24 protein-coding genes are annotated in these 25,598 nt (G+C 71.8%); 14 read left to right on the top strand and 10 right to left on the bottom strand.

Annotation, left to right across the window (positions count from 1 at the left end):
* The first annotated feature begins 21 nt into the window (after positions 1 to 21).
* The 4 genes from ACFZDA_RS32495 (at position 22) to ACFZDA_RS32510 (ending at position 1,951) form a co-directional block, all read left to right on the top strand.
* Positions 22 to 246 (top strand): hypothetical protein, encoded by a 225-nt coding sequence (locus tag ACFZDA_RS32495; protein ID WP_391088590.1) that lies wholly within the window; start codon positions 22 to 24, stop codon positions 244 to 246.
* A gap of 207 nt (positions 247 to 453) precedes the next feature.
* Entirely contained in the window at positions 454 to 1,101 is a 648-nt protein-coding gene (locus ACFZDA_RS32500; protein WP_391088592.1) for a TetR family transcriptional regulator, read from the top strand.
* A gap of 135 nt (positions 1,102 to 1,236) precedes the next feature.
* On the top strand, positions 1,237 to 1,464 hold the full coding sequence (locus tag ACFZDA_RS32505; protein WP_031114311.1) for a DUF3107 domain-containing protein: 228 nt from the start codon (positions 1,237 to 1,239) through the stop codon (positions 1,462 to 1,464).
* A 217-nt stretch (positions 1,465 to 1,681) separates the two neighbouring features.
* Positions 1,682 to 1,951 carry a hypothetical protein gene (locus ACFZDA_RS32510; protein ID WP_391088594.1) on the top strand — a complete coding sequence of 90 codons (270 nt, stop codon included), beginning with the start codon at positions 1,682 to 1,684 and terminating at the stop codon, positions 1,949 to 1,951.
* 898 nt (positions 1,952 to 2,849) lie between these two features.
* Here the strand turns inward: ACFZDA_RS32510 and ACFZDA_RS32515 are convergent.
* Complete coding sequence (locus ACFZDA_RS32515; protein ID WP_391088596.1) at positions 2,850 to 3,605, bottom strand: ferritin-like fold-containing protein; 756 nt, start codon at positions 3,603 to 3,605, stop codon at positions 2,850 to 2,852.
* 477 nt (positions 3,606 to 4,082) lie between these two features.
* On the opposite strand from ACFZDA_RS32515, the gene ACFZDA_RS32520 reads away from it, so the two are divergent.
* Both ACFZDA_RS32520 and ACFZDA_RS32525 read left to right on the top strand, forming a co-directional pair.
* Positions 4,083 to 6,785, top strand: a complete 2,703-nt coding sequence (locus tag ACFZDA_RS32520) for a DEAD/DEAH box helicase (protein WP_391088662.1) — start codon at positions 4,083 to 4,085, stop codon at positions 6,783 to 6,785.
* A 160-nt stretch (positions 6,786 to 6,945) separates the two neighbouring features.
* Positions 6,946 to 7,830 carry an alpha/beta fold hydrolase gene (locus ACFZDA_RS32525; RefSeq protein WP_391088598.1) on the top strand — a complete coding sequence of 295 codons (885 nt, stop codon included), beginning with the start codon at positions 6,946 to 6,948 and terminating at the stop codon, positions 7,828 to 7,830.
* A gap of 4 nt (positions 7,831 to 7,834) precedes the next feature.
* Here ACFZDA_RS32525 and ACFZDA_RS32530 read toward each other — a convergent pair whose 3' ends face one another.
* The gene (locus tag ACFZDA_RS32530) at positions 7,835 to 8,737 is read right to left on the bottom strand and encodes an NYN domain-containing protein (protein WP_391088664.1); all 903 of its coding nucleotides are present in this window, start codon (positions 8,735 to 8,737) and stop codon (positions 7,835 to 7,837) included.
* 195 nt (positions 8,738 to 8,932) lie between these two features.
* Between ACFZDA_RS32530 and ACFZDA_RS32535 the strand changes: the two genes are divergently transcribed.
* Both ACFZDA_RS32535 and ACFZDA_RS32540 read left to right on the top strand, forming a co-directional pair.
* The gene (locus ACFZDA_RS32535; protein ID WP_167337993.1) at positions 8,933 to 9,109 is read left to right on the top strand and encodes a hypothetical protein; all 177 of its coding nucleotides are present in this window, start codon (positions 8,933 to 8,935) and stop codon (positions 9,107 to 9,109) included.
* 140 nt (positions 9,110 to 9,249) lie between these two features.
* Positions 9,250 to 11,349, top strand: a complete 2,100-nt coding sequence (locus ACFZDA_RS32540) for a trypsin-like peptidase domain-containing protein (protein ID WP_391088600.1) — start codon at positions 9,250 to 9,252, stop codon at positions 11,347 to 11,349.
* Between the two features lie 12 nt (positions 11,350 to 11,361).
* Here the strand turns inward: ACFZDA_RS32540 and ACFZDA_RS32545 are convergent, their stop codons facing one another.
* The 3 genes from ACFZDA_RS32545 to ACFZDA_RS32555 form a co-directional block, all read right to left on the bottom strand.
* The gene (locus tag ACFZDA_RS32545) at positions 11,362 to 11,967 is read right to left on the bottom strand and encodes a MarC family protein (protein WP_391088601.1); all 606 of its coding nucleotides are present in this window, start codon (positions 11,965 to 11,967) and stop codon (positions 11,362 to 11,364) included.
* Positions 11,968 to 12,051: 84 nt separating this feature from the next.
* Entirely contained in the window at positions 12,052 to 12,909 is an 858-nt protein-coding gene (locus ACFZDA_RS32550) for a PHP domain-containing protein (RefSeq protein WP_391088603.1), read from the bottom strand.
* Between the two features lie 191 nt (positions 12,910 to 13,100).
* Positions 13,101 to 13,742 carry a DUF6758 family protein gene (locus ACFZDA_RS32555; RefSeq protein ID WP_391088605.1) on the bottom strand — a complete coding sequence of 214 codons (642 nt, stop codon included), beginning with the start codon at positions 13,740 to 13,742 and terminating at the stop codon, positions 13,101 to 13,103.
* Between the two features lie 159 nt (positions 13,743 to 13,901).
* On the opposite strand from ACFZDA_RS32555, the gene ACFZDA_RS32560 reads away from it, so the two are divergent.
* Complete coding sequence (locus tag ACFZDA_RS32560) at positions 13,902 to 15,125, top strand: MFS transporter (protein WP_391088607.1); 1,224 nt, start codon at positions 13,902 to 13,904, stop codon at positions 15,123 to 15,125.
* A 30-nt stretch (positions 15,126 to 15,155) separates the two neighbouring features.
* Here the strand turns inward: ACFZDA_RS32560 and ACFZDA_RS32565 are convergent, their stop codons facing one another.
* Positions 15,156 to 15,740 carry a suppressor of fused domain protein gene (locus ACFZDA_RS32565; protein WP_391088608.1) on the bottom strand — a complete coding sequence of 195 codons (585 nt, stop codon included), beginning with the start codon at positions 15,738 to 15,740 and terminating at the stop codon, positions 15,156 to 15,158.
* A gap of 459 nt (positions 15,741 to 16,199) precedes the next feature.
* On the opposite strand from ACFZDA_RS32565, the gene ACFZDA_RS32570 reads away from it, so the two are divergent.
* Positions 16,200 to 17,315 (top strand): CorA family divalent cation transporter, encoded by a 1,116-nt coding sequence (locus ACFZDA_RS32570; protein ID WP_391088611.1) that lies wholly within the window; start codon positions 16,200 to 16,202, stop codon positions 17,313 to 17,315.
* A 23-nt stretch (positions 17,316 to 17,338) separates the two neighbouring features.
* Positions 17,339 to 17,851: a hypothetical protein gene (locus ACFZDA_RS32575; RefSeq protein ID WP_391088612.1), complete on the top strand. Its 513-nt coding sequence runs from the start codon at positions 17,339 to 17,341 to the stop codon at positions 17,849 to 17,851.
* Between the two features lie 4 nt (positions 17,852 to 17,855).
* Here the strand turns inward: ACFZDA_RS32575 and ACFZDA_RS32580 are convergent, their stop codons facing one another.
* The gene (locus ACFZDA_RS32580) at positions 17,856 to 18,611 is read right to left on the bottom strand and encodes a hypothetical protein (protein WP_391088614.1); all 756 of its coding nucleotides are present in this window, start codon (positions 18,609 to 18,611) and stop codon (positions 17,856 to 17,858) included.
* A 249-nt stretch (positions 18,612 to 18,860) separates the two neighbouring features.
* Between ACFZDA_RS32580 and ACFZDA_RS32585 the strand changes: the two genes are divergently transcribed.
* From ACFZDA_RS32585 to ACFZDA_RS32595, 3 genes are read left to right on the top strand one after another with little or no spacing between them, the layout of a single operon-like run.
* Complete coding sequence (locus ACFZDA_RS32585; RefSeq protein WP_391088616.1) at positions 18,861 to 20,147, top strand: magnesium transporter MgtE N-terminal domain-containing protein; 1,287 nt, start codon at positions 18,861 to 18,863, stop codon at positions 20,145 to 20,147.
* Positions 20,137 to 20,736 (top strand): DUF1003 domain-containing protein, encoded by a 600-nt coding sequence (locus ACFZDA_RS32590; RefSeq protein ID WP_020270840.1) that lies wholly within the window; start codon positions 20,137 to 20,139, stop codon positions 20,734 to 20,736. Before ACFZDA_RS32585 ends, ACFZDA_RS32590 begins: the two co-directional genes overlap by 11 nt.
* 43 nt (positions 20,737 to 20,779) lie before the next feature.
* Positions 20,780 to 21,913: a P-loop NTPase gene (locus ACFZDA_RS32595; protein WP_391088618.1), complete on the top strand. Its 1,134-nt coding sequence runs from the start codon at positions 20,780 to 20,782 to the stop codon at positions 21,911 to 21,913.
* A 138-nt stretch (positions 21,914 to 22,051) separates the two neighbouring features.
* Here ACFZDA_RS32595 and ACFZDA_RS32600 read toward each other — a convergent pair whose 3' ends face one another.
* The 3 genes from ACFZDA_RS32600 to ACFZDA_RS32610 form a co-directional block, all read right to left on the bottom strand.
* Entirely contained in the window at positions 22,052 to 22,723 is a 672-nt protein-coding gene (locus ACFZDA_RS32600; RefSeq protein WP_391088620.1) for a hypothetical protein, read from the bottom strand.
* Between the two features lie 232 nt (positions 22,724 to 22,955).
* Positions 22,956 to 23,399, bottom strand: coding sequence for a sec-independent translocase (locus ACFZDA_RS32605; protein WP_391088622.1), 444 nt, complete (start codon positions 23,397 to 23,399; stop codon positions 22,956 to 22,958).
* 193 nt (positions 23,400 to 23,592) lie between these two features.
* Positions 23,593 to 25,593, bottom strand: coding sequence for a trypsin-like peptidase domain-containing protein (locus ACFZDA_RS32610; RefSeq protein ID WP_391088624.1), 2,001 nt, complete (start codon positions 25,591 to 25,593; stop codon positions 23,593 to 23,595).
* Positions 25,594 to 25,598: the final 5 nt, after the last annotated feature.

Raw genomic sequence — 25,598 nt, forward strand, 5'->3', positions numbered from 1 at the left:
TTCGTAGGAAGGGAGCCCAGCATGGCCGTAGATCCCACCGACCCGGAGACGTTCGAGGCCGAGGAGGTGCCTCAGACGCCGGAGTACGACGTCGAGGCCCCCGAGGTCGACGCGGCCGAGCAGCACACGGACGTCGCGCCGGACCGCGACGACCCGCTGACCGGTGTCGACCCGGACCGCGCCAATGAGGCCGACCTGGTGGAGCAGGCCCGGATCGTCTCGCTCGACGAGGACGACTACCGGTGACGCATGCCGCCGGGTGGCGACGAGGAGCAGCACCGAGCAGGAAAGGAGCCGCATTTTGCCCGCTCTGACCCTGTTTGAAACATTCTCAACCGCTTTCGTAACCGTCCGGTCCGTGAAATTCTGCGTTCTCACCGCGCACACCACGGTTACCGAAAAGTACGATGGCGACGCGGCCAGATCCGCACGTGGACGACTTTGGGAGGCGGCGTGACAGCCATCGAGCAGACAGAGGCGGTACGCCCGCGGGGCACACGCCTGCCACGCCGTGCCCGACGGAACCAGCTTCTGGGCGCCGCCCAGGAGGTCTTCGTGGCACAGGGCTATCACGCGGCCGCGATGGACGACATCGCCGAGCGCGCCGGCGTCAGCAAGCCGGTGCTCTACCAGCACTTCCCGGGCAAGCTCGACCTGTATCTCGCGCTGCTGGACCAGCACTGCGAGTCGCTCATCCAGGCCGTACGGAACGCGCTGGCGTCGACGACCGACAACAAGCAGCGCGTGCGGGCGACCATGGACGCCTACTTCGCGTACGTCGAGGACGACGGCGGTGCCTTCCGCCTGGTCTTCGAGTCGGACCTGACGAACGAGCCCGCCGTGCGCGAGCGCGTCGACAAGGTCACCACCGAGTGCGCGGAGGCGATCCGCGACGTCATCGCCGAGGACACGGGCCTGTCGCGCGCGGAGTCGATGCTGCTCGCCTCGGGCCTGGGCGGCCTCGCCCAGGTGGTGGCCCGGTCCTGGCTGAACAGCGACCGCAGCGTGCCGCGCGACCAGGCCGTGCAGCTGCTCACCTCGTTGGCGTGGCGCGGTATCGCGGGCTTCCCGCTGCACGGAACCGACCAGCAGCACCACTGAGGGCCGCTTTGTTCCCGCCCGTTGTTCGCTCGTGGCGTTCTCGGGCGGAGCATGCCGGTCCCCTCACCGGGCTAATGTGTGCTGCGTACGGCGCGGAAGGTCGCGCACATCACTGACCGTCGGAGGGACATAGCCGTGGAGGTCAAGATCGGCGTGCAGCACGCGCCCCGCGAGATCGTTCTGGAGAGCGGTCAGAGTGCCGAGGAGGTCGAGCGGGCGGTGTCCGAGGCGCTGGCCGGGAAGTCGCCGCTGCTGACCCTCGTGGACGAGCACGGCCGCAAGGTCCTGGTCCCGGCCGACCGTCTCGCGTACGTCGAGATCGGCGAGCCGGCCCCGCGCAAGGTGGGCTTCGGCGCTCTGTAGGCGCATGTGTGGAACGGGGCGGGGCGGCTTTCGGCCGACCCGCCCCGTTCGCGTTCCCTCTCCCGTGAGCACGCACGCGTACGACATGCCTTGCGGCAAACAGGTTCCTCCACGGATGGCGCACAGTTCACCCACAGGGTGGGTTGGATTCCGCAGGTCAGGGGTAAGACGGGCTACGACCGATATGGGCAGCCGGCCATGTGGGAGGGACCCCGACATGCTCCTGGAAGCGCTGAGTTCCGCGATTCTCGGCCTGGCTCTGTCATGGGCGGCCACACATCGCCTGGCGCACCGGCTCCCGGCCCGCCCCCTGGTCCTGTCGACCGGCGTCGCGGGCGCCCTCTTCGGGTCCTTCGTCATGCACAGCGCGCTGGACGCCGGGCACGTGCTGGTGGTGCTGCTCGGCGCGATGATCGTCTCCGTGGCCTCACTGTCGCTGCTGCTGCGCCCCGCGGGCCGACTGCGCCGACGCTCCGCGCCCGCGTAGCCGGAGGCCGAAGCGGCCGGGCGCGCGGATCCGGGCGGGTCCGGGCGGCGAGTACTGGCCGGCCGCCACAGTGGCGGCGGCGTCGCGGCCGGCCGCCTGGCGGCGCGCTCGAGGGAGCGGCGCATTCCGGCCCGGGCGCAAGCGTCGGCCGCTTGCGGCCGTGCTGTGCGGGCCGCCGACGGCGCCGCCGCGACGCACCGCGCGGCGAGCCCAGCGCGCCCGGGTGGCGGGCGCCTCCGGCGAGGCCGCCCGGAGCGCAACGCGGCCCCCCGCGCGTCTGGTCGGCACCGGCCCGCAGCCGGGCGACACTGCCGGGAGCACATCGGCGCGGAACGCTCCCCGGCCGCAACACCCCGCGCGGAACGCCACGCGACCGGCGCCCCCGCACAGGACGCGCTACGGCCGGAAACCACCTTGCACGGAGGCGACACGCAGCCGTGCGCGGCCGGGCCCCGCACGGAGCGCACGCGACCGGCCTGCCCCACGGCGACCGACCCAGCGCACGAGAACGCTCCACGGCTGGAACCACCCCGCACGGAGCGCACCGCGGCCGACCCTCGACGCGAAACGCGCTACGACCGAACCGACCCTGCGCGCAGCGGCAGACGAGCGGAACACCCTGCGCAAAGCGCCACGGCTACCGCCCCCCTGCGCAAAGCGTCACGGCTACCGCCCCCCTGCGCAAAGCGTCACGGCTACCGCCCCCGGCGCGGAACGCCACCCAACCGGAACCACCCGACACGGGGAGCCCCAGACCACCAACCCCCGGCGCCGAACGCCAGGCGACTGCCCCCGGCGCGGAACGCCACCCAACCGGAACCACCCGACACGGGGAGCCCCAGACCTCCAACCCCCGGCGCGAAGCGCCACTCGGCAGCCCTGCCCGCTGCGCGGAGCGCTACGCCGCCAGCCCCAGTGCGGCCATCCGCTTGGTGTGTGCCTCCGTGATCCGGGAGAACATCTTGCCGACCTCGGCGAGGTCGAAGCCGTCCGCGACGCCGCCCACCAGCATGGTCGACAGCGCGTCCCGGTCGGCGACCACCCGCTGGGACTGCGACAGGGCCTCGCCCATCAGCCGCCGCGCCCACAGCGCGAGCCGCCCGCCCACCCGCGGGTCCGCGTCGATCGCGGCGCGCACCTTCTCCACGGCGAAGCCGCCGTGCCCGGTGTCGTCGAGCACGGCCAGCACCAGACCGCGGGAGTCGGAGTCCAGCCGGGCCGCGACCTCCCGATAGAAGTCACTGGCGATGGAGTCGCCGACGTATGCCTTGACGAGGCCCTCCAGCCAGTCCGAGGGGGCCGTCTGCTTGTGGAACCCGTCGTAGGCGGCGACGAACGGCTCCATCGCCCGCGTCGGCTCCTCCCCGATCTCGGCGAGCCGGTCGCGCAGCCTCTCGAAGTGGTGGAACTCGGCCGACGCCATCTTCGCCAGCTCCGCCTTGTCCGCCAGCGTCGGCGCCAGCTTGGCGTCCTCCGCGAGCCGCTCGAACGCCGCGAGCTCCCCGTACGCGAGCGCTCCGAGCAGGTCCACGACCGCGGCGCGGTACTGCGGGTCGGCGGAGGCCGTCACCCAGTCCCGGGCGGCGACTCCGGTGTGTTCGGCCGGGGTGGCGGTGGCGTCCGAGGCGTTCTCAGGCTTGTCAGAGCTCGTCATGAAGCGCACAATAGCCCGCCCGCCGGGAGGCGTAAGGCCCTGGTCAATCAGTGTGACGACGACTACGTGACCAAATCGGCCGTCGCGTGTGCGGGATTCCGGGGTATGGTGGTAATGCGCCTGCTGGTACGTCGACGTACCTCGACAGGCCGCACGTATGAGGATGCCCGGTCGGTGGCCCGATCGGCTCCGACCCGACAGACCTTCCCGTCCATACGGCACAGTGCGTACGGATGCCGGAGGGACACCCTCAGCGGCATGAGCGCTAGAGCGTCGGCGCGGTCCCGTGCTCTACGGCCCGCCCGTAGGCAGCCGACGTCCCCGGCACGGTCCGACAAGACCCCCGCGCTCGCCTCGCGCCGCCCACACAGAAGAGGCAGCACCCTGACTACGACGTTCCGAGAGCTCGGAATCCTCCCCGAGACCGCCGAGGCCCTGGAGGCCGTCGGCATCACCACCGCCTTCCCCATCCAGGAGATGACGCTCCCCGTCGCCCTTTCGGGCGCGGACGTCATCGGCCAGGCCAAGACCGGCACCGGCAAGACGCTGGGCTTCGGCCTCCCGCTCCTCGAGCGCGTCACCGTCCCCGCCGATGTCGAGGCCGGACGCGCCAAGCCCGAAGACCTCACCGACGCCCCGCAGGCGCTCGTCGTCGTCCCCACGCGCGAGCTGTGCACACAGGTCACCAACGACCTGCTGACCGCGGGCAAGGTGCGCAACGTGCGCGTCCTCGCGATTTACGGCGGCCGGGCCTACGAGCCCCAGGTCGAGGCCCTGAAGAAGGGCGTCGACGTGGTCGTCGGCACCCCGGGCCGGCTGCTCGACCTCGCCGGGCAGAAGAAGCTCAACCTGAAGCACGTCAGGTGCCTGGTCCTCGACGAGGCCGACGAGATGCTCGACCTGGGCTTCCTGCCCGACGTCGAGAAGATCATCAACATGCTGCCGGTGCGGCGCCAGACGATGCTGTTCTCGGCGACCATGCCGGGCGCGGTCATCGGACTGGCCCGCCGTTACATGTCGCAGCCCACGCACATCAGCGCCACGGCGCCGGACGACGCGGGCAAGACGGTCGCGAACACCAAGCAGTACATCTACCGCGCGCACAACATGGACAAGCCGGAGATGGTCGCGCGCATCCTGCAAGCCGAGGGCCGGGGACTGGTCATGGTCTTCTGCCGTACGAAGCGCACGGCGGCGGACCTCGCCGACCAGCTCCAGCAGCGCGGCTTCGCGTCCGGCGCGGTCCACGGCGACCTCGGCCAGGGCGCCCGCGAGCAGGCCCTGCGCGCCTTCCGCAACGGCAAGGTGGACGTGCTCGTCTGCACCGACGTCGCCGCCCGCGGGATCGACGTCGAGGGCGTCACCCACGTCATCAACTACCAGTCGCCGGAAGACGAGAAGACGTACCTGCACCGCATCGGCCGTACGGGCCGCGCGGGCGCCAAGGGCATCGCGATCACGCTCGTCGACTGGGACGACATCCCGCGCTGGCAGCTGATCAACAAGGCGCTGGACCTGGGCTTCAACGACCCGCCGGAGACGTACTCCACGTCCCCGCACCTCTACGCCGACCTCGGCATCCCCCAGGGCACGAAGGGCGTGCTGCCGCGCTCGGAGCGCAAGCGCGCCGGGCTGGACGCGGAGGAGCTGGAGGACCTGGGCGAGACGGGCGGCCGGGGGCCGCGCGGGCGCGGCGGCCGAGGCCGCGGCGGCCGGGACGAGTCCCCGTCGGCCGACCGCGAGCGTTCGGCCCGTACGCCGCGACGCCGCCGCCGTATGCGCGGCGGGACGCCGCTGGACGGCGCCCCGGGGTCTGACGGCACGGCCACGCCGGACACCACGGCCACGGGCGGCTCCGCCGAGGCGGAGACGGTCACGGCTCCTCGCACTCCGCGCCGCCGACGCCGCACCCGTGGTGGCGCCCCGGCAGCCGAGTCGGCGCCGGTCACGGCGGTCGAGTCCCCCGCGTCCGCACCGGCGGAGAACGCCGTGGCGACGGCGGAGGGCACGGACACGGAGGCGGCGAAGCCGCGCAGGCGCCGTACGCGCAGGTCGGAGACGCGGGTGGAGACGCCGGCGGAGGCCGCTGTGACGCCTTCGGCTTCTGTGGAGACCCCGGCGGAGGCGCACGCGGATGCGGATGCCGCGTCGGTCGTGGCCGCCACGGTGACCGAACAGCCCGAGGCGCCCGCGGCCAAGCCGCGCCGCCGTACCCGCAAGACCACGGCTGCCTCGGCGGCCGAGCAGGCGGTCGACACGGCCGAGGGGACCGTCGAGTCCGCACCGGAGCCGACGGAGACCAAGCCGCGCCGCCCCCGCAGGACGGCTGCCACGTCCGAGGCCCCTGCCGCTCCGGCCGAGGCCACGGAGACCAGGCCGCGTCGCACGCGGAAGGCAACCGCAGCGGCCGAAGCCGCCGCCGACACCGCCGAAGGCACGGAGACCAAACCGCGCCGCACCCGCAAGGCGACCGCCGCAGCGGAAGACGCCGTCGACACGGCCGAGACCGCCGAGGCCAAGCCCAGGCGCACGCGGAAGACGGCTGCCACAGCCGCGGATGCCGAGACCGCCGAGCCCAAGCCCCGCCGCACGCGGAAGACCGCCGCAGCAGCCGAAGCCGCCGACACCGCCGAAGGCACGGAGGCGAAGCCCCGCCGCCGCACCCGCAAGGCCGCCGAGCCCGCCGAGTCCGTCGCCGCCGGGATCCCGGCCCAGACGGCTCAGGAGCCCGAGGCGGCCGAGCCCGCCGAGGCCAAGCCGCGGCGTACGCGCAAGGCGACGACCAAGGCCGAGGCGAGCGTCGACACTGCCGAGGCGACCGAGGCGAAGCCGCGCCGCACGCGGAAGACGGCCGCCACGGCTGCGGATGCCGAGACCGCCGAAGGCGCGGAGACCAAGCCGCGCCGCACGCGTAAGGCAACCGCAGCGGCCGAAGCCGCGGTTGACACGGCCGAAGGCGCGGAGACCAAGCCGCGCCGCCGCACCCGCAAGGTCACCGAGGCCGCCGAGATCCCGGCACAGGCCGGGCAGGAGCCGGAGGCCGCCAAGCCGCGCCGCACGCGGAAGACGGCCGCGGCCGCCGCGTCCTCCGCCGAGGTCGCGGACGACGCGGCCGAAGCGAAGCCGAAGGCCCGCCGCACCCGCAAGGCCACGGCCGCCGCGGAGCCCACGGAGGGCTGACACTCCCTCGATGGCCCGGCCCCACCGCGTGTGGGGCCGGGCCATCGGCATGCCCGGGCGCGACCCGCCCCGCGCGCCTGTGCCGACGACCGCCCACCGGCGCACCCACCACAGCCCGTCACCAGCCGGCCGCGCCACTCCCACCGGCTACCCTCACCCCGTGACCAGGCAAGCCACCTTCACCCCGCCCCCGTGCGCCCGCGCATACCCCCTTCGCACCACCCGCGGCGAGTTCGCCGTCGTCGACTCATCCCCGAAGCCGGGGTCGCAGGTCGAGGGAGTCGCGCTGATGCTGCCCGGGTTCACCGGCAGCAAGGAGGACTTCAGGCTGCTCCACGAGCCGCTCGCGGAGCGCGGGTACCGGGTCGTCGCCGTGGACGGTCGGGGGCAGCACGAGTCGGACGGCCCCGTGGACGACGAATCCGCCTACGCCCAGCGGGAACTGGCCCGGGACGTGCTCGCACAGGCCGAGGCGCTCGGCGGGCCCGTGCACCTCGTCGGGCACTCGCTCGGCGGGCAGATCGCGCGGGCGGCCGTGCTGCTGGACCACTCCCCCTTCCTCTCCCTCACCCTGGTCTCGTCCGGCCCGGCGGAGATCTCCGTCTCCCAGCAGCAGCGCGTGAAGCTGCTGCGGGACGCGCTCGCCATGCGGTCGATGGAGGAGGTGTGGGAGGCCATCCAGGCGATGGGACCGCCGGAGGAGGTCGGCGGACCGGCTCGCGGCCTCGGCGACGCGGAGCAGTTGCGGCGCCGCTGGCTGGGCCACAGCCCCGCCCAACTCCTCGCGACCGGGCGCCAGTTGTGCACCGAGCCGGACCGTGTCGACGAACTCGCCGCCGTACCTTTGCCGTTCCACGTCCTGTCGGGCGCGCACGACGACACCTGGCCGGTGGCGGTCCTCGACGACATGGCCGTACGGCTGGACGCGCACCGCACGGTCGTCGAGGGAGCCGAGCACTCCCCGGGCATCGACCAGCCCCTGCCGACCGCCCACGCCCTCGCCGATTTCTGGGACAGGCTCCCCCGGGACACCCGCCCGACCTAGGGCCCTAGTACTGCGTCCGGAGATGCTCCCAGAAGCCGTCCCGCAGTGCGCGCCGCAGGTCCGCCTGGCCGCGCAGGGAGTACTGCAACAGGCCCTCCGCCTCCACGAGCAGGTCCTGGTCCACCGAGCCGGGCAGGTAGGGGTGGCCGGGCAGCAGCTCGACCAGCGTGTCCCGGCCGCGGGCCGCCAGCCACTTCGCCGCGATCTGCGCGCCCACGAACCGCACGTCCTCACGGGTGGGCCGGCCCGTACTCGCCTCGTTGGCGGGGGCCGTGCGGCGGGAGACGTACGGCTTGAAGAAGTCGAGGTCGAAGGTGCGCTGGCTGTCGACCTCCCACAGGAGGGGCTCCGCCTGGTTGCGGCCCTCCGGCGCCTCGATGCCCCAGAGGTGGACGCGGGCGCCGTACCCCTGGGCCGCCTCCACCGCCGACACCAGGTCCTCGTCGCCGCCGAGCAGGGCCGCGTCGCTGATGGCGCGGTGGCGGGCGAGGGACTCCAGGTCGGTGCGGATGAGCGAGTCGACGCCCTTCTGCTGGTTGCTGGAGTTCAGATTGCCCAGGCGCACCTTGACGTCCGGCAGTTCCGCGATGCTCTGCTGCTCGGCCGTGTGGATGCGGCGACGGGCGCCGTCGTACCAGTAGACCCGCAGCAGCCGGCTGTCCGCGAAGATCGTGCGGGCCTTGTCGATGAGCGCGTCGATCAGGCCCTCGGCGTCGAGGTCGAAGGCCCGGCGGTCCTCCGTACCGGCGACGAGCCGTCCCGCGGCCGCGTACAGGTACCCGGCATCGACGAAGATCGCATGAGTCGAGGGTGTCTTCGCCACCTCGGCGAGCATGCGCTGGAGCAGCTCGTTGGTGCGGTCGATGCGGGCGCTGAGGGCCGCTGGGTCGTCGTTCATCACCTCCATTGTCCCGGCGGTCACGCTGCGAACACAACTGGTCCCGGTCGGTCCCGTAACGACAGCCTTACGGCTCATTAATTAGCCGGTCGAAAAATTTCCTTAGCGTAGGGAATGTTTCAACCGCCCCATGCTGTTGACCCATACGGAACACAGGGCACCGCCGCCTCGTGGGCCGACCACCGAGTAGTTCTCCTCAGGAGGATGACCAGACGAAGGGAGAAGCCCTTGCGCTTCGAAATCATGCACCTCGACGACGTCGACGGCACGCCCGTGGACACGACCGTCGTGGACGCCGCCTCCGTCAACCGCATCGTTCAGCAGGCCGCCGCGACAGGGCAGCGCCTGTGGATCCGCCCGGCCGGGACCACGGCCTCATAACGCGCGCCGCTCTCCCCCGCTTCACAGCCCCCGCACGGCATCGGCCGGGCGGGGGCTGTGCTGTTGCGGACCTCCCTGGTGGGGGGCGTACTGGCTGCTGGGGGGGGGACGGCGAGAGCGAGAACAGGACGGTGGACGGCATGTCCGTGACGGGCCGGTCGAACAAGGAACTGCACGAGCGGGTCGCAGCCGAGGCCGCGCGGCGGTACGCGGACTCCGCCGCGGAGCGTGAGCGGGTCGAGGGCCGGATCGCGGCCGGTGTGCGGTTCCCGGACAACCCGGACGCGCTCGCCGTGCGCGCCGACCGGATCCTCGACCGCGGCGGTCTGCCGCCCTCGGCGGTGGTGGCGGACATCCGCGGCGAGGCCATGGACCAGCCCCAGGTCAACGAACGCATCATCGACCTGTCGAACGAACTCCAGGCCTGGAGCTTCCTGCCGCGCGGGGTCAGGGCCGGAGCCACGGTCGCCCGGATCACCCTGCGCCGCGACGGCCGCGAGCTTCCGTACGGCACCGGCTTCCTGGTCTCGCCGCGGCTGCTGATGACCAACCACCACGTGCTGCCCGACGAGGGCTTCGCCCGCCAGTGCTTCGCGGAGTTCAACGCGCAGGTCACGGTCGACAACGTCCCCGACACCGCCGTCCGCCTGGAGTTCGACCCGGGGACCTTCTTCGCCGCGGACCAGCGGCTGGACTTCGCCCTCGTGGCGGTCATGCCCGCCCAGGACGGCCGCCCGCCGGGTGATGCCTTCGGCTGGAACCGGCTCAGCGTGCAGCTCGGCAAACTGGTGCTCGGCGAGAAGGTGAACATCATCGGTCACCCGGACGGGCGCCTCAAGGAGATCGTTCTGCGTGACAACGCGTTGCTGGTGCGGCTCGACGACTTCGTCCAGTACCGCGCCGACACCCTCCCCGGAAACTCGGGCTCCCCCGTCTTCAACGACCAGTGGGAGGTCGTGGCGCTGCACCACAGCGGCGTACCGAAGAAGGACGACCAGGGCCGCGTCCTGCGCAAGGACGGCCGGCCCTGGAGCCAGGGCGACGGCGACGACGCGATCGACTGGGTCGCCAACGAGGGCGTCCGCATCAGCTCGATCCTGAAGTACCTGGCCCAGCTGGACCTCGACCCCGGGCGCCGCGCGCTGCTGGCCGAGATGGGCCCGGACTCCGGCCTGGACCCGAGCACGGCAGCCCTCGCACCACCCCAGCCGGAGAGCAGCACACCGGCCGTACCCGGCGTCACGACCCCGTCGGTCCCCGGCACCCCCATGACGGTGGCCATGACCGAGAGCGATACCCGGACGACCGGGGCACCGGGCGCCAAGAAGGGATGCCCGGCCCGCAGCACCGCCTTCGGCGGGCGTCGGCACCTGGTCTTCCTGCACGGCAGGGACCAGCAGAGCAAGGAGCCCGACGTCCTCCGCCGGGAGTGGACGTCCGGCCTGAACCGCGGCCTCACGCTCGCGGCTCTGCCCACGGTCGACCCGCAGGACGTGTGGTTCCCGTTCTACGGCACGAGACTGGCCGGTCTCGTGAGCGGGCGGGAGAGCACGGCCCAGCCCGTCGGACTCGACGAGGTGAGCGCCGCCGCTGCCGCCGAGGTCTTCGCCGCCGAGTCGCCCACCGGCTCCTACGAGCAGCTGCTCCACGAGGCGGCCGCCCGGGCCGGCATGCCCCAGAACGGCCCGGCGACCACGGAGGGCTTCGGGGCGGGGCTGGTCGGCGCCCTGCACCGGCCGCTGAGCTGGCTCGCCGCCAGATCCGACCTGGACGAGTGGACCATCGCCACGTTCCTGCGGGACGTCGACCTGTATCTCGGCGACGGTGCCGTGCGGCAAGCCGTCCTGGACAGTGTCCTGGAGACGATGCCCGCCACCGGCGAACTGGTGCTGGTCACGCACAGCCTGGGCACGGTCGTCGGCGTGGACCTGCTGACCCGGCTCCCGGAGGGCCTCGACCCCGTCCTGCTGGTCACCGCGGGCAGTCCGCTCGGGCTGGACGGCGTCAACGAGCGGCTCCTCACCCACGGTCCGCACCGGCCGCCGAAGGTCCGCGACTGGGTCAACGTCTGGTGCCCCACCGACGCGGTCGCCGTCGGCTGTCCCCTGGAGGACGAGCGGTGGGGCAAGCTCACTCAGCTCGCCGTCCAGAACAGCCGGGACCGCGTGCACAAGATCGATGAGTATCTCGCCCACCCGGGACCCGCCAGGGAGATCGGTACCGTGCTCACCCGCCCCTGACGCGGCGGCGCCTCAGCTCCCCTGGATCACCTGCGTGACCCCGTTGATGATCTGCTGCACGGCGATCGCGGACAGCATCATGCCCGCGAGCCGCGTCACCAGGACCACACCGCCGTCCTTGATGATCCGGATGATCACCAGCGAGTAGCGCATCACCAGCCACAGCACGACGTGGATGGCGAGGATCGCCATCCACACGGAGACCTGTGTGGCGACGCTGTGGGCCTTCTGCACGGCGAGGATGACGGACACGATCGCCCCGGGCCCGGCCAGCAGCGGCATGCCCAGCGGCACGAGAGCGACGTTGACGTCCTTGGTCTGCTTCGGCTCGTCCGTCTTGCCGGTCAGCAGATCGAGCGCGATCAGCAGGAGCAGCAGCCCGCCCGCGATCATGAGCGCGGGCACGGACACGTGCAGGTAGTTCAGGATCTGATGCCCGAGCAGCCCGAACACGGTGATCACACCCCCGGCGACACAGACGGCCTGGAAGGCCATCCGCTTCTGCACCTTGCCGGGCCGTCCGGCGGTGAGCGCGAGGAAGATCGGGGTGATCCCCGGGGGATCCATGATGACGAAGAGGGTCAGAAACAGGGAGCCGAAAACGGCGAGGTCGAACATGAGGGTGATGGCCTTGCGGGGTCGGTGAGCGTGGGCAGCGGGCATCCGCGACCGCTGTGGGCACGGACTTGCGGAGGAGGAACCTCAGACCCCGCCGGCCCCCGGCACGGGAAACGCCCCGAAGGCCCGCCGCGTGATCTCCCCGTACACCTCGGGATCCGTGGTGTACTCCCCGAGCACACACGTCTTCCGGCTGCCGTGGTAATCGCTGGACCCGGTCACCAGGAGCCCCAGCTCCTTCGCCAGCCCCCGCAGCCGCGCACGCGTGTCCGGGTCGTGGTCCATGTGGTCGACCTCGATGCCGTCCAGCCCGGCCGCGGCCATCTCGGCGATCGCGGCCTCCGGCACCGTACGCCCCCGCTTGCTCGCCCCGGGGTGCGCGAAGACCGCGACCCCGCCCGCGCCCTTGACCAGCCGGATCGCCTCGAAGGGGTCGGTCTCGTGCTTCTCGACGAAGGCCCGGCCGCCGTCGGCCAGCCAGTCCTCGGTGAAGGCGTCATTGACGGTCGGCACGACGCCGAGCTCGACGAGCGCGGTCGCCACGTGCGGGCGTCCGACGGATCCGTCACCGGCGATCCGCGCCACCTGCTCCCAGGTCACGGGCACGCCCAGCTCCTGAAGCCTGGCGATCATGCCCTGCGCCCGGGGCACCCGGTCGTCCCGGACCAGCTCGCGCTCGGCGAGCAGCGCGGGCTCCTCGGCGTCGAAGAGGTAGGCCAGCATGTGCATGCTGATGCCGTCGAGCCGGCAGGAGAGCTCCGCTCCGGTGACCAGCGTGAGCCCCTCGGGCAACGCGGCGATCGCCTCGGCGTGGCCGCGGGTGGTGTCGTGATCGGTCAGCGCGATGACGTCCAGCCCGGTCGCGGCGGCCTTCCGCACCAGCTCGGCGGGAGCGTCCGTACCGTCGGAAGCGGTGGAGTGGGTGTGCAGATCGATACGCACGACGCGGACTCCAGACACGGACGGGACGAACAGGGCTGCTCCAGGATAACCGCATTTTCGACTACCCCTGTCACACCCGAACCCCCCAAGCGCCCCCTACAGTCACCGCCCTGAAGGGGCGCGGGGAACTGCGCGAGGGGCCACAGACCCCCCGCAGCCGCCCGCACGCCCGAAGCCCCACCCCCGGGGCGCTACGGCTCGAGCAACCGCGGCGACAGAGCCCCGCACGGCACCAGCTCCACCTCCGCCCCCGCCTCCCGCAGATCCGCCAGCACCAGCTCGTCGTACATCAACAACCCCGACTGCTCGGGCCACACGACCGCCCACAGCCACATCCCGAGCGCCTCACCGGCGAAAACCGCGCGATCGTCCGGCGCACCGGACACATGCCACAGCGGCGTCGGCCGCCCGGCGGCGAGCACCTTGGCCTGCGCGGGCTTCCCGACGTCGAGGTACGGCCCCGGGTCCGGACCCTCGATGCCGGCGTACCGCGCACCGAGTCCGACGCCGAGCTCCTCCGCCACCAGGATCAGCTCACCCACCCCGCCGAGCGGCCCGGGCCCCGTGCAGGCCACAGCGGTGGCACGGCCGCCCGTGCGATCGTCCCCCGCGCAGGCCACGCCCGTGAACAGCCAGCCCACCGGCAGCGGCCAGGGCATCCACACCGGCACCTGGGTGCGGTGCACCACGACGTTGAGAGCGTCGACGCTGGGCGGTATCACGGGCTGCACCGGATGGACGGTGCCGTGCACATCGCACTGCCACGAGTCGGAGAAGAGGCCGGGAGCCCTGACCCGGCCACCGCACTTCGGGCAACTGGGTTCGCCCCTCATAGGGCCCCACGGTCCTACCCGCACCCCGTCGCGTCAAGGACGATCACCCAACCGGACGGAACCCTTCACCCCGGCACTAGGTGCAACTTGCATTAATTAGTCTAGCTAACTTAGTGTGTGCATATACCAACTACTTCCGTTCGGGAAAGGGAGCACGCAATGGACCCCTTCGACGCCGGAGCGGGCGGGCTTCTGAAGCAGCCCAAGTCCGTGTGGGCGACTGCCGGGGCGTCGGTCGTCGCCTTCATGGGCATCGGACTCGTCGACCCGATCCTGCCGTCCATCGCCCAGGGTCTGCACGCCACCGCCGGCCAGGTCTCCCTGCTCTTCACCTCGTACTTCCTCATCACCGCCGTCGCGATGCTGGTGACCGGCTTCGTCTCCAGCCGGATCGGCGGCCGGAAGACCCTGCTGCTCGGCCTCGCGTTCGTCGTGGTGTTCGCCGGACTCGCGGGCACCTCCGGATCCGTCGGCGAACTGGTCGGCTTCCGGGCCGGCTGGGGTCTCGGCAACGCGCTGTTCGTCTCGACGGCCCTCGCGGTCATCGTCGGGGCGGCGGCCGGCGGCAGCGCGGCGGCGATCCTGCTGTACGAGTCGGCCCTCGGCCTCGGCATGGCATGCGGTCCACTGCTCGGCGCCCTGCTCGGCGACGCCAGCTGGCGCTACCCGTTCTTCGGCACGGCGTTCCTGATGGCGGTCGGCTTCCTGTGCATCGCCGTGTTCCTGAAGGAGCAGCCGAAGCCGGCCCGCAAGACCTCGCTCCTGGACCCGGTCAGGGCGCTGGGCCACGGCGGCCTCGCCTCGGCGGCGGTCTCGGCGTTCTTCTACAACTACACGTTCTTCACCGTGCTGGCCTTCACCCCGTTCGTGCTGAACATGAGCCCGTACCGGTCGGGGGCGGTGTTCTTCGCCTGGGGCGTGCTGCTCGCCGTCTTCTCGGTGATCGTGGCACCGCGGCTGCAGAAGCGGTTCGGCTCGCTGAAGGTGCTCGGCGGTTCGCTGGTGCTGCTCGCGGCCGACGTGCTCGTGCTCGGCTACGGCTCCCACACCACCGCCGTGGTCTGCACGATCCTGTCCGGCGCCTTCATCGGCGTGAACAACACCGTCTACACCGAACTGGCCCTCGGCGTCTCGGACGCGCCCCGGCCGGTGGCGAGCGCGGGCTACAACTTCGTGCGCTGGTTCGCGGCGGCCGCCGCCCCGTACTTCGCGCCGAAGATCGAGGAGTGGACCGACCTGCACATCCCGTTCGTGGTGGCGGCCGTCACCGCGGTCGTGGGCGCGCTCGTGGTCGTCGTACGGCGCAAGGCGCTCACGCACGAAGCCGAGGAGCTGGAGCCGAAGCACGCCACCGAGGACGGTGTCGCCGTCTTCGCCAACTGACGCTCCTCGGCCAGGGGTTGGTGAGCTTCCTCACTCCAGCGGGACGGACTTCCGGGACGGATCCCGGAGGTCCGTCCCCTGGTTCAGCCACCTCTCCTGGAGCGCCTGGGCGCCGTGCACGCGCTTCCAGGCCGCCTCGTTCGGGGTCATCGGCAGCAGCGGCAGGAACCGCACGGGGTCGAGGGGCTCGTCGAGCTCCAGATCCTCGACCAGACCGCCCGGCTCGGCGACCAGGACGGAGGTGAAGGGGGCGCCGGGCCACAGCGGCTCGCCGACGTCGAGCGAGGCTCCCGGGGCCACGACCAGGCCCTCCACCTGCGGAGACGCGGCGAGTACGGCGAGCGGGCGGAGCACCTTGTCCGTGTCGGCCAGCCCGGCGCGCACCGAGAGGACCAGCTCCGCGCGCGGCCCCTTGACCGGGTCGGCAACCACCGCCGTGGGGTCCGTCATGGGGTGCTCGGACATGCCGAGTGTGGCGTAACGGACGATCTCTCCCTCCTGGAAGCGGAGCACCTCGATGCGGTCCGTACCCAGGAAGGTGACCGCCGCGCGCCCGTCCGGTTCGCCCAGCGCGCTGCGCAACCGGGCCTCGACCAGAGGAAGAACATGTGCCATGCGGCGAGCATAGAACTCGTCAGTAGCGGGCAAACAAGCGCCTTGACACGTCGGGCGGCTGATACTCTTGCCCGGTGGTTCGGGGCAGCACGCAGAAGCGTCGCGATCAAGCCCCGACGCCGAAGGAACTCCCTTACGAGGGACCGGCCGGAGGAGGTGGGACTGCAATGGACCGAAGTCGACCGTGCAGTAGCACCACGCTCTTCCCGCCGCTGACGTAGCTGTCCTGGCTCTGGCTGGTCGCCACCTCTCGCACTCGCTTCACGCGGAAGAGCGCTTCGTTTCGCTTTGCCTGATCTGCCTCAGTAGCTGAATCAGTAACGAGACTCGCCACCGCGACGGTGCGGTGCTCCCCGCTTTGTGGACGTGCCAAACATCATCGGTCCCAACGTCCTCATTCCGGGTAGTTCCACCTGTCGGGTCCGGCGCCTTTCGTTGCCTGTCGCGAAGGAGCCCGCCATGTCGATGATCCGCGACCTGCGCGCCGTCGTCCGTCCGTCCCGTGTGTCGCTGCGCAAGGAGGGCGGGACGTACGACGCCACCCGCAGCCCCGCGACGGCCTCCGCCGTCGTCGACTGCGCCATCTACCGGGACGGCCGCCGCATCCAGACGGAGAGCCCGCTCACGCCGCACGAGGCGGTGCGCCTGGTGCGCCGCGACGGCGGCTTCGTGTGGATCGGCCTGCACGAGCCGACGGAGGCCGAATTCTCCGGCATCGCGAGCGAGTTCGGACTGCACCCGCTGGCCGTCGAGGACGCCGTCCAGGCCCACCAGCGGCCCAAGCTGGAGCGCTACGACGACTCCCTGTTCACGGTCTTCAAGACCATCCACTACGTGGAGCACGACCAGCTCGACGCCAACAGCGAGGTCGTCGAGACCGGCGAGGTCATGTGCTTCACCGGACGGGACTTCTTCATCACCGTCCGGCACGGCGGGCAGGGCTCCCTGCGAGCCCTCAGGCACCGCCTCCAGGACGACCCCGAGCTGCTGGCCAAGGGCCCCTCGGCCGTGCTGCACGCCATCGCCGACCACGTCGTCGACGGCTACATCGCGGTCGCCGACGCCGTGCAGGACGACATCGACGAGGTCGAGACCGAGGTGTTCTCCCCGGGACGCAAGGGCTCCCCGCGCGGCTCGGACGCCGGCCGGATCTACCAACTCAAGCGCGAGGTGCTGGAGTTCAAGCGGGCCGTGTCGCCGCTGCTGCGGCCCATGCAGCTGCTGAGCGAGCGGCCGATGCGGCTGATCGACCCGGACATCCAGAAGTACTTCCGGGACGTCGCCGACCACCTGGCCCGCGTCCAGGAGCAGGTCCTCGGCTTCGACGAACTGCTCAACTCCATCCTCCAGGCCAACCTCGCGCAGGCGTCCGTGGCGCAGAACGAGGACATGCGGAAGATCACCTCATGGGCCGCGATCATCGCCGTGCCGACGATGGTGTGCGGGGTGTACGGCATGAACTTCGACCACATGCCGGAGCTGCACTGGCGGTACGGCTACCCGGTGATCATGGGCATCACGGTGGTCATCTGCCTGGGCATCCACCGCACGCTGAAGCGGAACGGCTGGCTGTGAACAGCGTGGATAGGCTGGGGGCCATGACAAGCGAGCTGCTCGGCCAGGCCCTCGTCGAGGAGGCCACCAAGAAGTCCGGCCTCGTCTGGGTCCAGGGCCCCGACGGCCCGGCGCGTGCGCTGTGGCACGTGTGGCACGAGGGTGCCGCGTGCCTGGTCGGCGACGGGCCCGGCGAGCAGCCGCTGCCGGGCCTGGCCGACGGGTCCCAGGCCCGGGTGACGGTCCGCAGCAAGGACAAGGGGGGCCGGCTGGTCTCCTGGACGGCCCGGGTCACCCAGCTCGCCCCGGGCTCCGAGGCGTGGGACGCTGCCGTCGCCGAGCTCAAGGGCAAACGGCTGAACGCGCCCGACGGCGAGGCCATGACCGAGCGCTGGGCCCGCGAGTGCCGGGTGCTGCGCCTGGAGCCGACCGGGACGACGGCGCCGCTGCCCGACGACTCCCTGTCCGAACCGCCCCTGCCGACCCCGGCGACCACCCGCCGTCCGATCCCGGCGGGCCTGCCCCGCCTGCTGCTGAAGAAGCGCAAACGGACCTGACGGCCTACGACGCCGGCAGCTGCCTGCCGTAGTCGACCGTCTCGTTCTTCTCCGGCTCCCTCAGGGAGAAGTCCTGTCCCCATGCGGAGAACGTGAGGGTACCCGCCCCGCCGGCCCGCTCCAGGCGCAGCGGATACGGCTTGCCCTCCAGGGACACCTCCAGGGTGCCGCCGGAGCCCTTGCCGCCCGAGATGCGGATGGTGTGGATGCCCGCCTGCTCGTCGTGGCCCTCGGTCGCGAGCTTGCCGTGCAGGGTCAGCAGACCGTCGAGGAGGACACTCTTGTCCGTGAAACCGCTGAACTTCTTGTACGAAGGGTCGCCCTGCGGCACCTTCACGAACTTGCCGCCGAGCTTGGCGGCCGCGGCGGCATCCGCCTTGCCGCCCCCGCCCTGGGCCGCGCCATGACTCCAGAACGCCGCGTCGGCCTTGACGAAGAGCTGCTCGCCGACGCGCAGCAGCCGGAAGGTCGTCCCCTTGGTGGTGACCGACCCCTCGCCGCCGTCGGTCTTCAGCCGCATGTCGAGCGCGTAGGTGCGCCCGCCGCTGACGACGCTGCCGTGCACCCGGACCGCCCCGGCGGATTCGGCGGCCGTACGGGTCTTGGCCTGGATCTTCTCGGCGGGCAGTCTGCCGACCCCGTTGGTGCCCTCGTTCGGATCCTCCGCACAGCCCGTGAGCACCGTCCCGGTCACGGCCAGTACGCACATCACGCTCGCGAGTGCGGCACGGTCGTTGCGGCCCTGGCGAATCGGAGTCACAGGTGGGGCTGCCTCTCTGACGGGAGACCTGAACGGCGTACCGCAGGGTACCGGGGAGATGCGGGCAGGTCGGAGCCAGTCCGTCCGGAGCGCCCGCCGACGCGTCCCCGATCAGGACGGGCTAGCCTGAAGCCCACCCGAGCGGGCAATTCGGAAAAGACAGGCACGCAGACAGACACACAGACAAAGACACAGCCAGGCACACAGTCAGGCACCACGGAACACCCCGCACGAAAAGGAGCCGCGGCCATGCCAGCGGGCGCCCCCCGGATCTTCGTCTCGCACCTCTCCGGTGTCGCCGTCTTCGACCCCGCCGGCGACCAGGTGGGGCGTGTCCGCGATCTGGTCGTCATGCTGCGGATGGGACAGCGACCGCCGCGGCTGCTCGGCCTCGTCGTCGAACTCGCCACCCGCCGCCGCATCTTCCTGCCGATGACCCGGGTCACCGCCATCCAGTCCGGGCAGGTCATCACCACCGGCGTGCTCAACGTCCGGCGTTTCGAGCAGCGGCCCACGGAGCGGCTGGTCTTCGGGGAGCTGCTGGACCGCCGCGTCACGCTCACCGAGACCGGCGAGGAGGTCACCGTCCTCGATCTGTCGGTGCATCAGCTGCCGGCCCGCCGGGAGTGGGAGATCGACCGGGTCTTCGTCCGCAAGGGCCGCAAGGGCAGTGCCTTCCGGCGCGCCAAGGGCGAGGCGCTGACCGTCGAGTGGACCGCCGTCACCGGCTTCTCGCTGGAGGAGCAGGGGCAGGGCGCCGAGAACCTGCTCGCCACGTTCGAGCAGCTGCGCCCCGCCGACCTGGCCAACGTCCTGCACCACCTCTCCCCCAAGCGCCGGGCCGAGGTCGCCGCCGCCCTCGACGACGACCGGCTGGCCGATGTGCTGGAGGAACTCCCGGAGGACGACCAGATCGAGATCCTCGGCAAGCTGAAGGAGGAACGCGCCGCCGACGTCCTGGAGGCCATGGACCCCGACGACGCGGCCGACCTGCTGGGCGAGCTGCCGACGGACGAGCGGGAGCGGCTGCTGAGCCTGATGCAGCCCGGCGACGCGGCCGACATGCGGCGCCTGATGTCGTACGAGGACCGCACGGCGGGCGGTCTGATGACCACCGAGCCGATCGTGCTGCGCCCGGACGCCACCGTCGCCGACGCCCTCGCCCGCGTCCGCAACCCCGACCTCTCCCCCGCACTGGCCGCCCAGGTCTACGTCTGCCGGCCACCGGACGAGACACCGACCGGCAAGTACCTCGGCACGGTCCACTTCCAGCGCCTGCTGCGCGAGCCACCGCCCTCCCTGGTCAGCTCGATCCTGGACAGCGACCTGCAACCACTCGACCCCGACGCCGACCTGCCCGCCATCGCCGGGTTCTTCGCCACGTACGACATGGTCGCGGCGCCCGTCGTCGACGAGGCCGGCTCGCTGCTGGGCGCGGTGACCGTGGACGACGTACTCGACCACATGCTCCCGGAGGACTGGCGGGAGACGGAGTTCCACCTGGCCGAGGAGGAGGTGGCCAGCGATGGTTCCTGAGCGCGAGACCCTGCGCGAGCGCACGCCGTCCGGCTCGACGGCCGCGGGCCGGCCCCGCACCGCCCGCCTCGACCAGCCGGGCGTGCCCAAGCGCCGGATCCTGCCCGAGTACGACCCGGAGGCCTTCGGACGGCTGTCGGAACGCATCGCGCGCTTCCTCGGCACCGGACGGTTCCTGGTCTGGATGACGGCCGTCATCATCCTGTGGGTCGCCTGGAACAGCCTCGCCCCGCGCGACCTGCGCTTCGACGAGTACCCGTTCATCTTCCTGACCCTGATGCTGTCGCTCCAGGCCTCCTACGCCGCCCCGCTGATCCTGCTCGCGCAGAACCGGCAGGACGACCGCGACCGGGTCAATCTGGAGCAGGACCGCAAGCAGAACGAGCGGTCGATCGCGGACACCGAGTACCTGACCCGCGAGGTCGCGGCCCTGCGCATCGGCCTCGGCGAGGTCGCCACCCGCGACTGGATCCGCTCGGAACTCCAGGACGTGGTCAAGGAACTGGAGGAGCGGCACAACGGCCACCGTCACGACCCGGTCGTATTCCCGGCGGAACGGTCACGGGGACGTGACGCAGACGACCGCTGAGACGCTTCCCTACGCACCGGTACAGCGCCGTACCATCGTCCTTATGGCTACGGAAGACGCGGTGCGCGAGGCACTGGCGACGGTGAACGACCCCGAGATCCACAAGCCCATCACCGAACTCGGGATGGTCAAATCCGTGGAGATCGACGCGGACGGGGCGGTCGCGGTCACCGTGTACCTGACGGTCTCGGGCTGCCCGATGCGGGACACGATCACGCAGCGCGTGACCGACGCGGTCTCGGCGGTCGAGGGCGTGACCCGCGTCGACGTCACGCTGGACGTGATGAGCGACGAGCAGCGCCGCGAGCTGGCGTCCGCCCTGCGCGGCGGCCAGACCGAACGCGAGGTGCCCTTCGCCAAGCCGGGCAGCCTGACCCGCGTCTACGCGGTCGCGTCCGGCAAGGGCGGCGTGGGCAAGTCCTCGGTGACGGTGAACCTGGCGGCGGCGATGGCGGCCGACGGCCTCAAGGTCGGTGTCGTCGACGCCGACATCTACGGCCACAGCGTGCCGCGCATGCTGGGCGCCGACGGCCGTCCGACCCAGGTCGAGAACATGATCATGCCGCCGTCGGCGAACGGCGTGAAGGTCATCTCCATCGGCATGTTCACCCCGGGCAACGCCCCGGTCGTCTGGCGCGGCCCGATGCTCCACCGCGCCCTCCAGCAGTTCCTGGCGGACGTGTACTGGGGCGACCTGGACGTCCTCCTGCTGGACCTGCCGCCCGGCACCGGCGACATCGCGATCTCCGTCGCGCAGCTCGTCCCGAACGCCGAGATCCTGGTCGTCACGACCCCGCAGCAGGCCGCCGCCGAGGTCGCCGAGCGCGCCGGCTCCATCGCCGTCCAGACCCACCAGAAGATCGTCGGCGTGGTGGAGAACATGTCCGGCCTGCCCTGCCCGCACTGCGGCGAGATGGTCGACGTCTTCGGCACGGGCGGCGGTCAGGTCGTCGCCGACGGCCTGACCCGCACGACCGGCACGAACGTCCCGGTCCTCGGCAACATCCCCATCGACGTCCGCCTCCGCGAGGGCGGCGACGACGGCCGGCCGGTGGTCCTGACGGACCCGGACTCCCCGGCGGGCTCGGCCCTGCGCGCGATCGCGGGGAAGCTGGGAGGACGCCAGCGGGGCCTTTCGGGCCTGTCCCTGGGGATCACCCCGCGGAACAAGTTCTAGAGAGATCTGAAACGCCCTTGGGGGCAGCCCCCTCAGGGGCGCGGGGAACTGCGCGAACAACCACAGACGACCCGCACCCGCCCCACGGCAGGAATCCCTACGGCGAAGGGGCGCCGAACCGAACCCGGCGCCCCACACTCACGCGTAAGCGGCGATGTCCTTGACCACGGCGAAGCCGAGCCCATACGCACTCATGCCCCGCCCGTACGCCCCCACATGCACGCCCGAGGACGTCGACCCGGCCAGCACCCACCCGAACTCGGACTCCCGGTAGTGGAACGCCGTCGGCACACCGTCCACCGGCAGCGACAACGTCGACCAGTCGGCCCCGTCCAGGTCATCCGCCAGCACCCACGCCGTCTCGGTCTGCTGCTCCAGCCAGTCGTCCCGCAGGGAGTGGTCCATCTGCCCGGGCCATGTGAAGGACAGCAGCCCCACGCCCGCGAGCCACGCCGCCGAAGACACCGTCGTCGCCTCCAGCAGCCCCGTGCCGTCCGCACTGCGCCGTGAGGGATTCGCCGCCACGGTCACCACGACCGCGAACTTCTCCTTGGCCTCCTGATCACCCCCGGCGGCATGCTCGTTGCGCACCGTGGGCTCGTCACCGTGCCCGATCGACCCGTGTTCCACGGCTCCGTCGGCCGTCGTACCGACCTGCATCAGCCAGCGCGGCCCCGTGAACGCCTCGTCGAGGCCGTACCACGGGAAGGGCGCGCGCAGGTAGCCGTCGACCGTGCGCCGGGCGGAGGGGACCTGTTGTCCGCCCTCCGCGGCCGGCGCCTGTGCGACTTCCCGACTCGTCGTCTCCATATGCCCGGACGCCTCCTCGCTCTCGTCGGGCCGGAACGGCCCGCCCCCCTTCGGGCGGCGTTGCTGGTCCAGTACGGCCCGCCCATCAACTCGGCAGCATAGCCACACCGCTGCGAGCAGCAGGGAAACCGCCCGGCGCGTGGGCCGCACGGGAGCCCGGTTCAGGCCGTACACAGCCCGACCGGAGTATGAAACGCGTCACGCGTGCCGGGGGGTACGCCCCGGTGTCGCCTCAGGTGGCGTCCATGTCGAAGGGCGGCCGGTCGTCCTGTTCAGGGATCTCGGGCTTCTTCGTCATGTCGATACGGCCGCCGGACGAGCCGGAGGACGACGAGGAGGAGGACGGGTCGGAGTCCCGGCTGTGGACGGCGTCGGTGACCTCGGCCATCTCCTTCTTCAGGTCGAAGCCGTTGCGGATCTCCTTGAGCCCCAGGTCCTCGTTGTCCAGCTGCTTGCGGATGAACGTCTTGGGGTTGAGATCCTCGAACTCGAAGTCCTTGAACTCCGGGCCCAGTTCCTCCCGGATGTCGTTCTTGGCGCTCTCCGAGAACTCACGGATCTTCCGGATCGTGCGCGTCACGTCCTGGATGACCTTCGGGAGCTTGTCCGGACCGAAGACGAGCACGGCGAGGACGACGAGCGTCACCAGCTCGAGTGGTCCTATGTCATTGAACACCTGAAGCTCCTTGCGATGTCCTCGGTCCTCGGCCCTCGGTGGTCATGCGGGTCTTGCCGTGGTCCGGGCCGGATCCACGGTACCCGGCGATCCTGTCCGACCGGTACCGTCCCGAGACCTCCGAGTGCGGCCAGTGGGAGCGCTTTCCCGAATGTTTGCCTTCTTCGTCCCTGTACGTGCCGGACATCACGACTCAGCCGCCGCCGGCGGACCCGAGGACGAGCGACACCGTCCGCTCCTTGCCGGCACGCTCCACGGTCAGCTCCAGACGGTCGCCGGGGCGGCGGGCACGGGTCTTGACGATCAGTTCCTCGCCGGAGTGGACGCGCCGGCCGTCGACCTCCGTGATGACATCGCCCGCCTTGATGCCGGCCTTGGCGCCCGGACCGCCCACGGTCACCGGCGGTCCGCCGTCACCGCCCTCGGTGGCGACGCGGGCTCCGTCGCCCGTGTAGTCCATGTCGAGGGTGATGCCGATGACCGGGTGGGTCGCCTTCCCGGTGTTGATCAGTTCCTCGGCGACGCGCTTGCCCTGGTTGATGGGTATGGCGAAGCCGAGGCCTATCGAGCCGGCCTGGCCGCCGTCCAGGTCGGAGCCGCTGTCCGCGGAGCGGATGGCCGAGTTGATGCCGATGACCCGGGCCTTGGCGTCGAGCAGGGGCCCGCCCGAGTTGCCCGGGTTGATGGGGGCGTCGGTCTGGAGCGCGTCGACGTACGACACGTCGCTGCCGTCGCCCTTCTCGCCGCCCGCCGTGATGGGCCGCTGCTTGGCGCTGATGATGCCGGAGGTGACGGTGCCGGCCAGGTCGAAGGGCGCTCCGATGGCCACGACAGGGTCGCCGACCTGCACGTTGTCCGAGTTGCCGAGGGCCAGCGGGGTGAGTCCGCGCACGCCCTTCACCTTCACGACGGCGAGGTCGTAGCCGCTGTCCCGGCCGACGAGCTCGGCCTGTGCGGTCTCCCCGCCGTTGAAGGTCACGGTGATCTCGCCGGTGGATCCGGCGGCGCGCACGACGTGGTTGTTGGTGAGGATGTGCCCTCGGGTGTCGAGCACGAAGCCGGTGCCCGTGCCCTGTTCGCCGGAGCCGCTCACATGCAGCGTGACCACGCTGGGCAGGGCCCGCCCGGCGATCCCGGCCACACTGTCCGCGTCCCGCCCGGCGGGCTCCTTCCCGGCCTGCGGCAGTTCGACGGTGCCGATGCCGCCGTTCCGCTCCAGATACGTCCCGATGCCGCCGCCGACACCGCCGGACACCAGCGCGAGCAGCACCGCACCACCGGCCAGCGCCTTCCTGCCCCGGCGGCGCCGCTGCTCCGTGCTGAGCACTCCGGCCCCGTTCTGCTGCAGGGCGCCCTGGCCTCCGGGGGCCGCCCAGGGGTCGTAGCGCTGCCAGGGGCCGGGGGCGGGGGCCGGGTGCTGGGTGTCGGCGTAGCCGGCCGCGGCGGGCACCGGCGCGGGGGCGCCGGGGGGCGGCAGGGGCCCGGCGGGCGCGGGCAGGCCGGGAGGCGCCGCCGGTGCCCCCTGCGGTGGCGCGACGGGCGTGCCGGGCATGGCCGGCCGGTCCGCCGTCACCACGCCGTGCGCCGGGGTCGCCGCCGGATGCTGCACCGGCGGCGCGGGCGCCCAGGGCCCGGGCTCACCGTAGGGCGGCGTGCTGTACGGGTCGGGATCATGCAGTGGCTTGGCCCCACCATCGCCCAGCACGACGGAAGGGACGCTCCCGGCCTCTACGGCACTCCCGCCGACCCCACCCTGGGCGGGCACGGCGGAAGGGACGCCCACAGCCTCGACAGCGCTCCCGGCAGCTCCGCCCGGGCCCGACACGGCGGTGGGGACGTCCCCGGCCTCCACAGCGCTCCCGGCCTCCGCAGGCTCCCCGGCAGCCCCGCCCCGGGCCTCCGCCGGGCTCCCGGCGAGTCCGCCCTGGGCCGGCACGGCGGTCGTGGCGGCAACGTCGGCCTCGGCACCCCGGGCGGGTGTCCCGGCGGCGTCGGCCGGTGGCCGCTCGGGGCGGCTCAGCTCGTAGTCGCCGCCGGTCTCGTCCTGCCGCACGGCAGGCCGCGCCAGCTCGAAGTCACCGTCGGTGTCGGCCGGGGCCGCCGGCGTCTGCCCCGTACTGTCCGGCTCCCCCGAAAGGCCCTGCGGCCGAGGACGGCTCCACCACTTGGCCTTCGTGGGCTTCCCCTCGTTCATGCTCT

The sequence above is a fragment of the Streptomyces sp. NPDC007991 genome (assembly GCF_042958445.1).
In the GTDB taxonomy this organism is placed as follows: domain Bacteria; phylum Actinomycetota; class Actinomycetes; order Streptomycetales; family Streptomycetaceae; genus Streptomyces.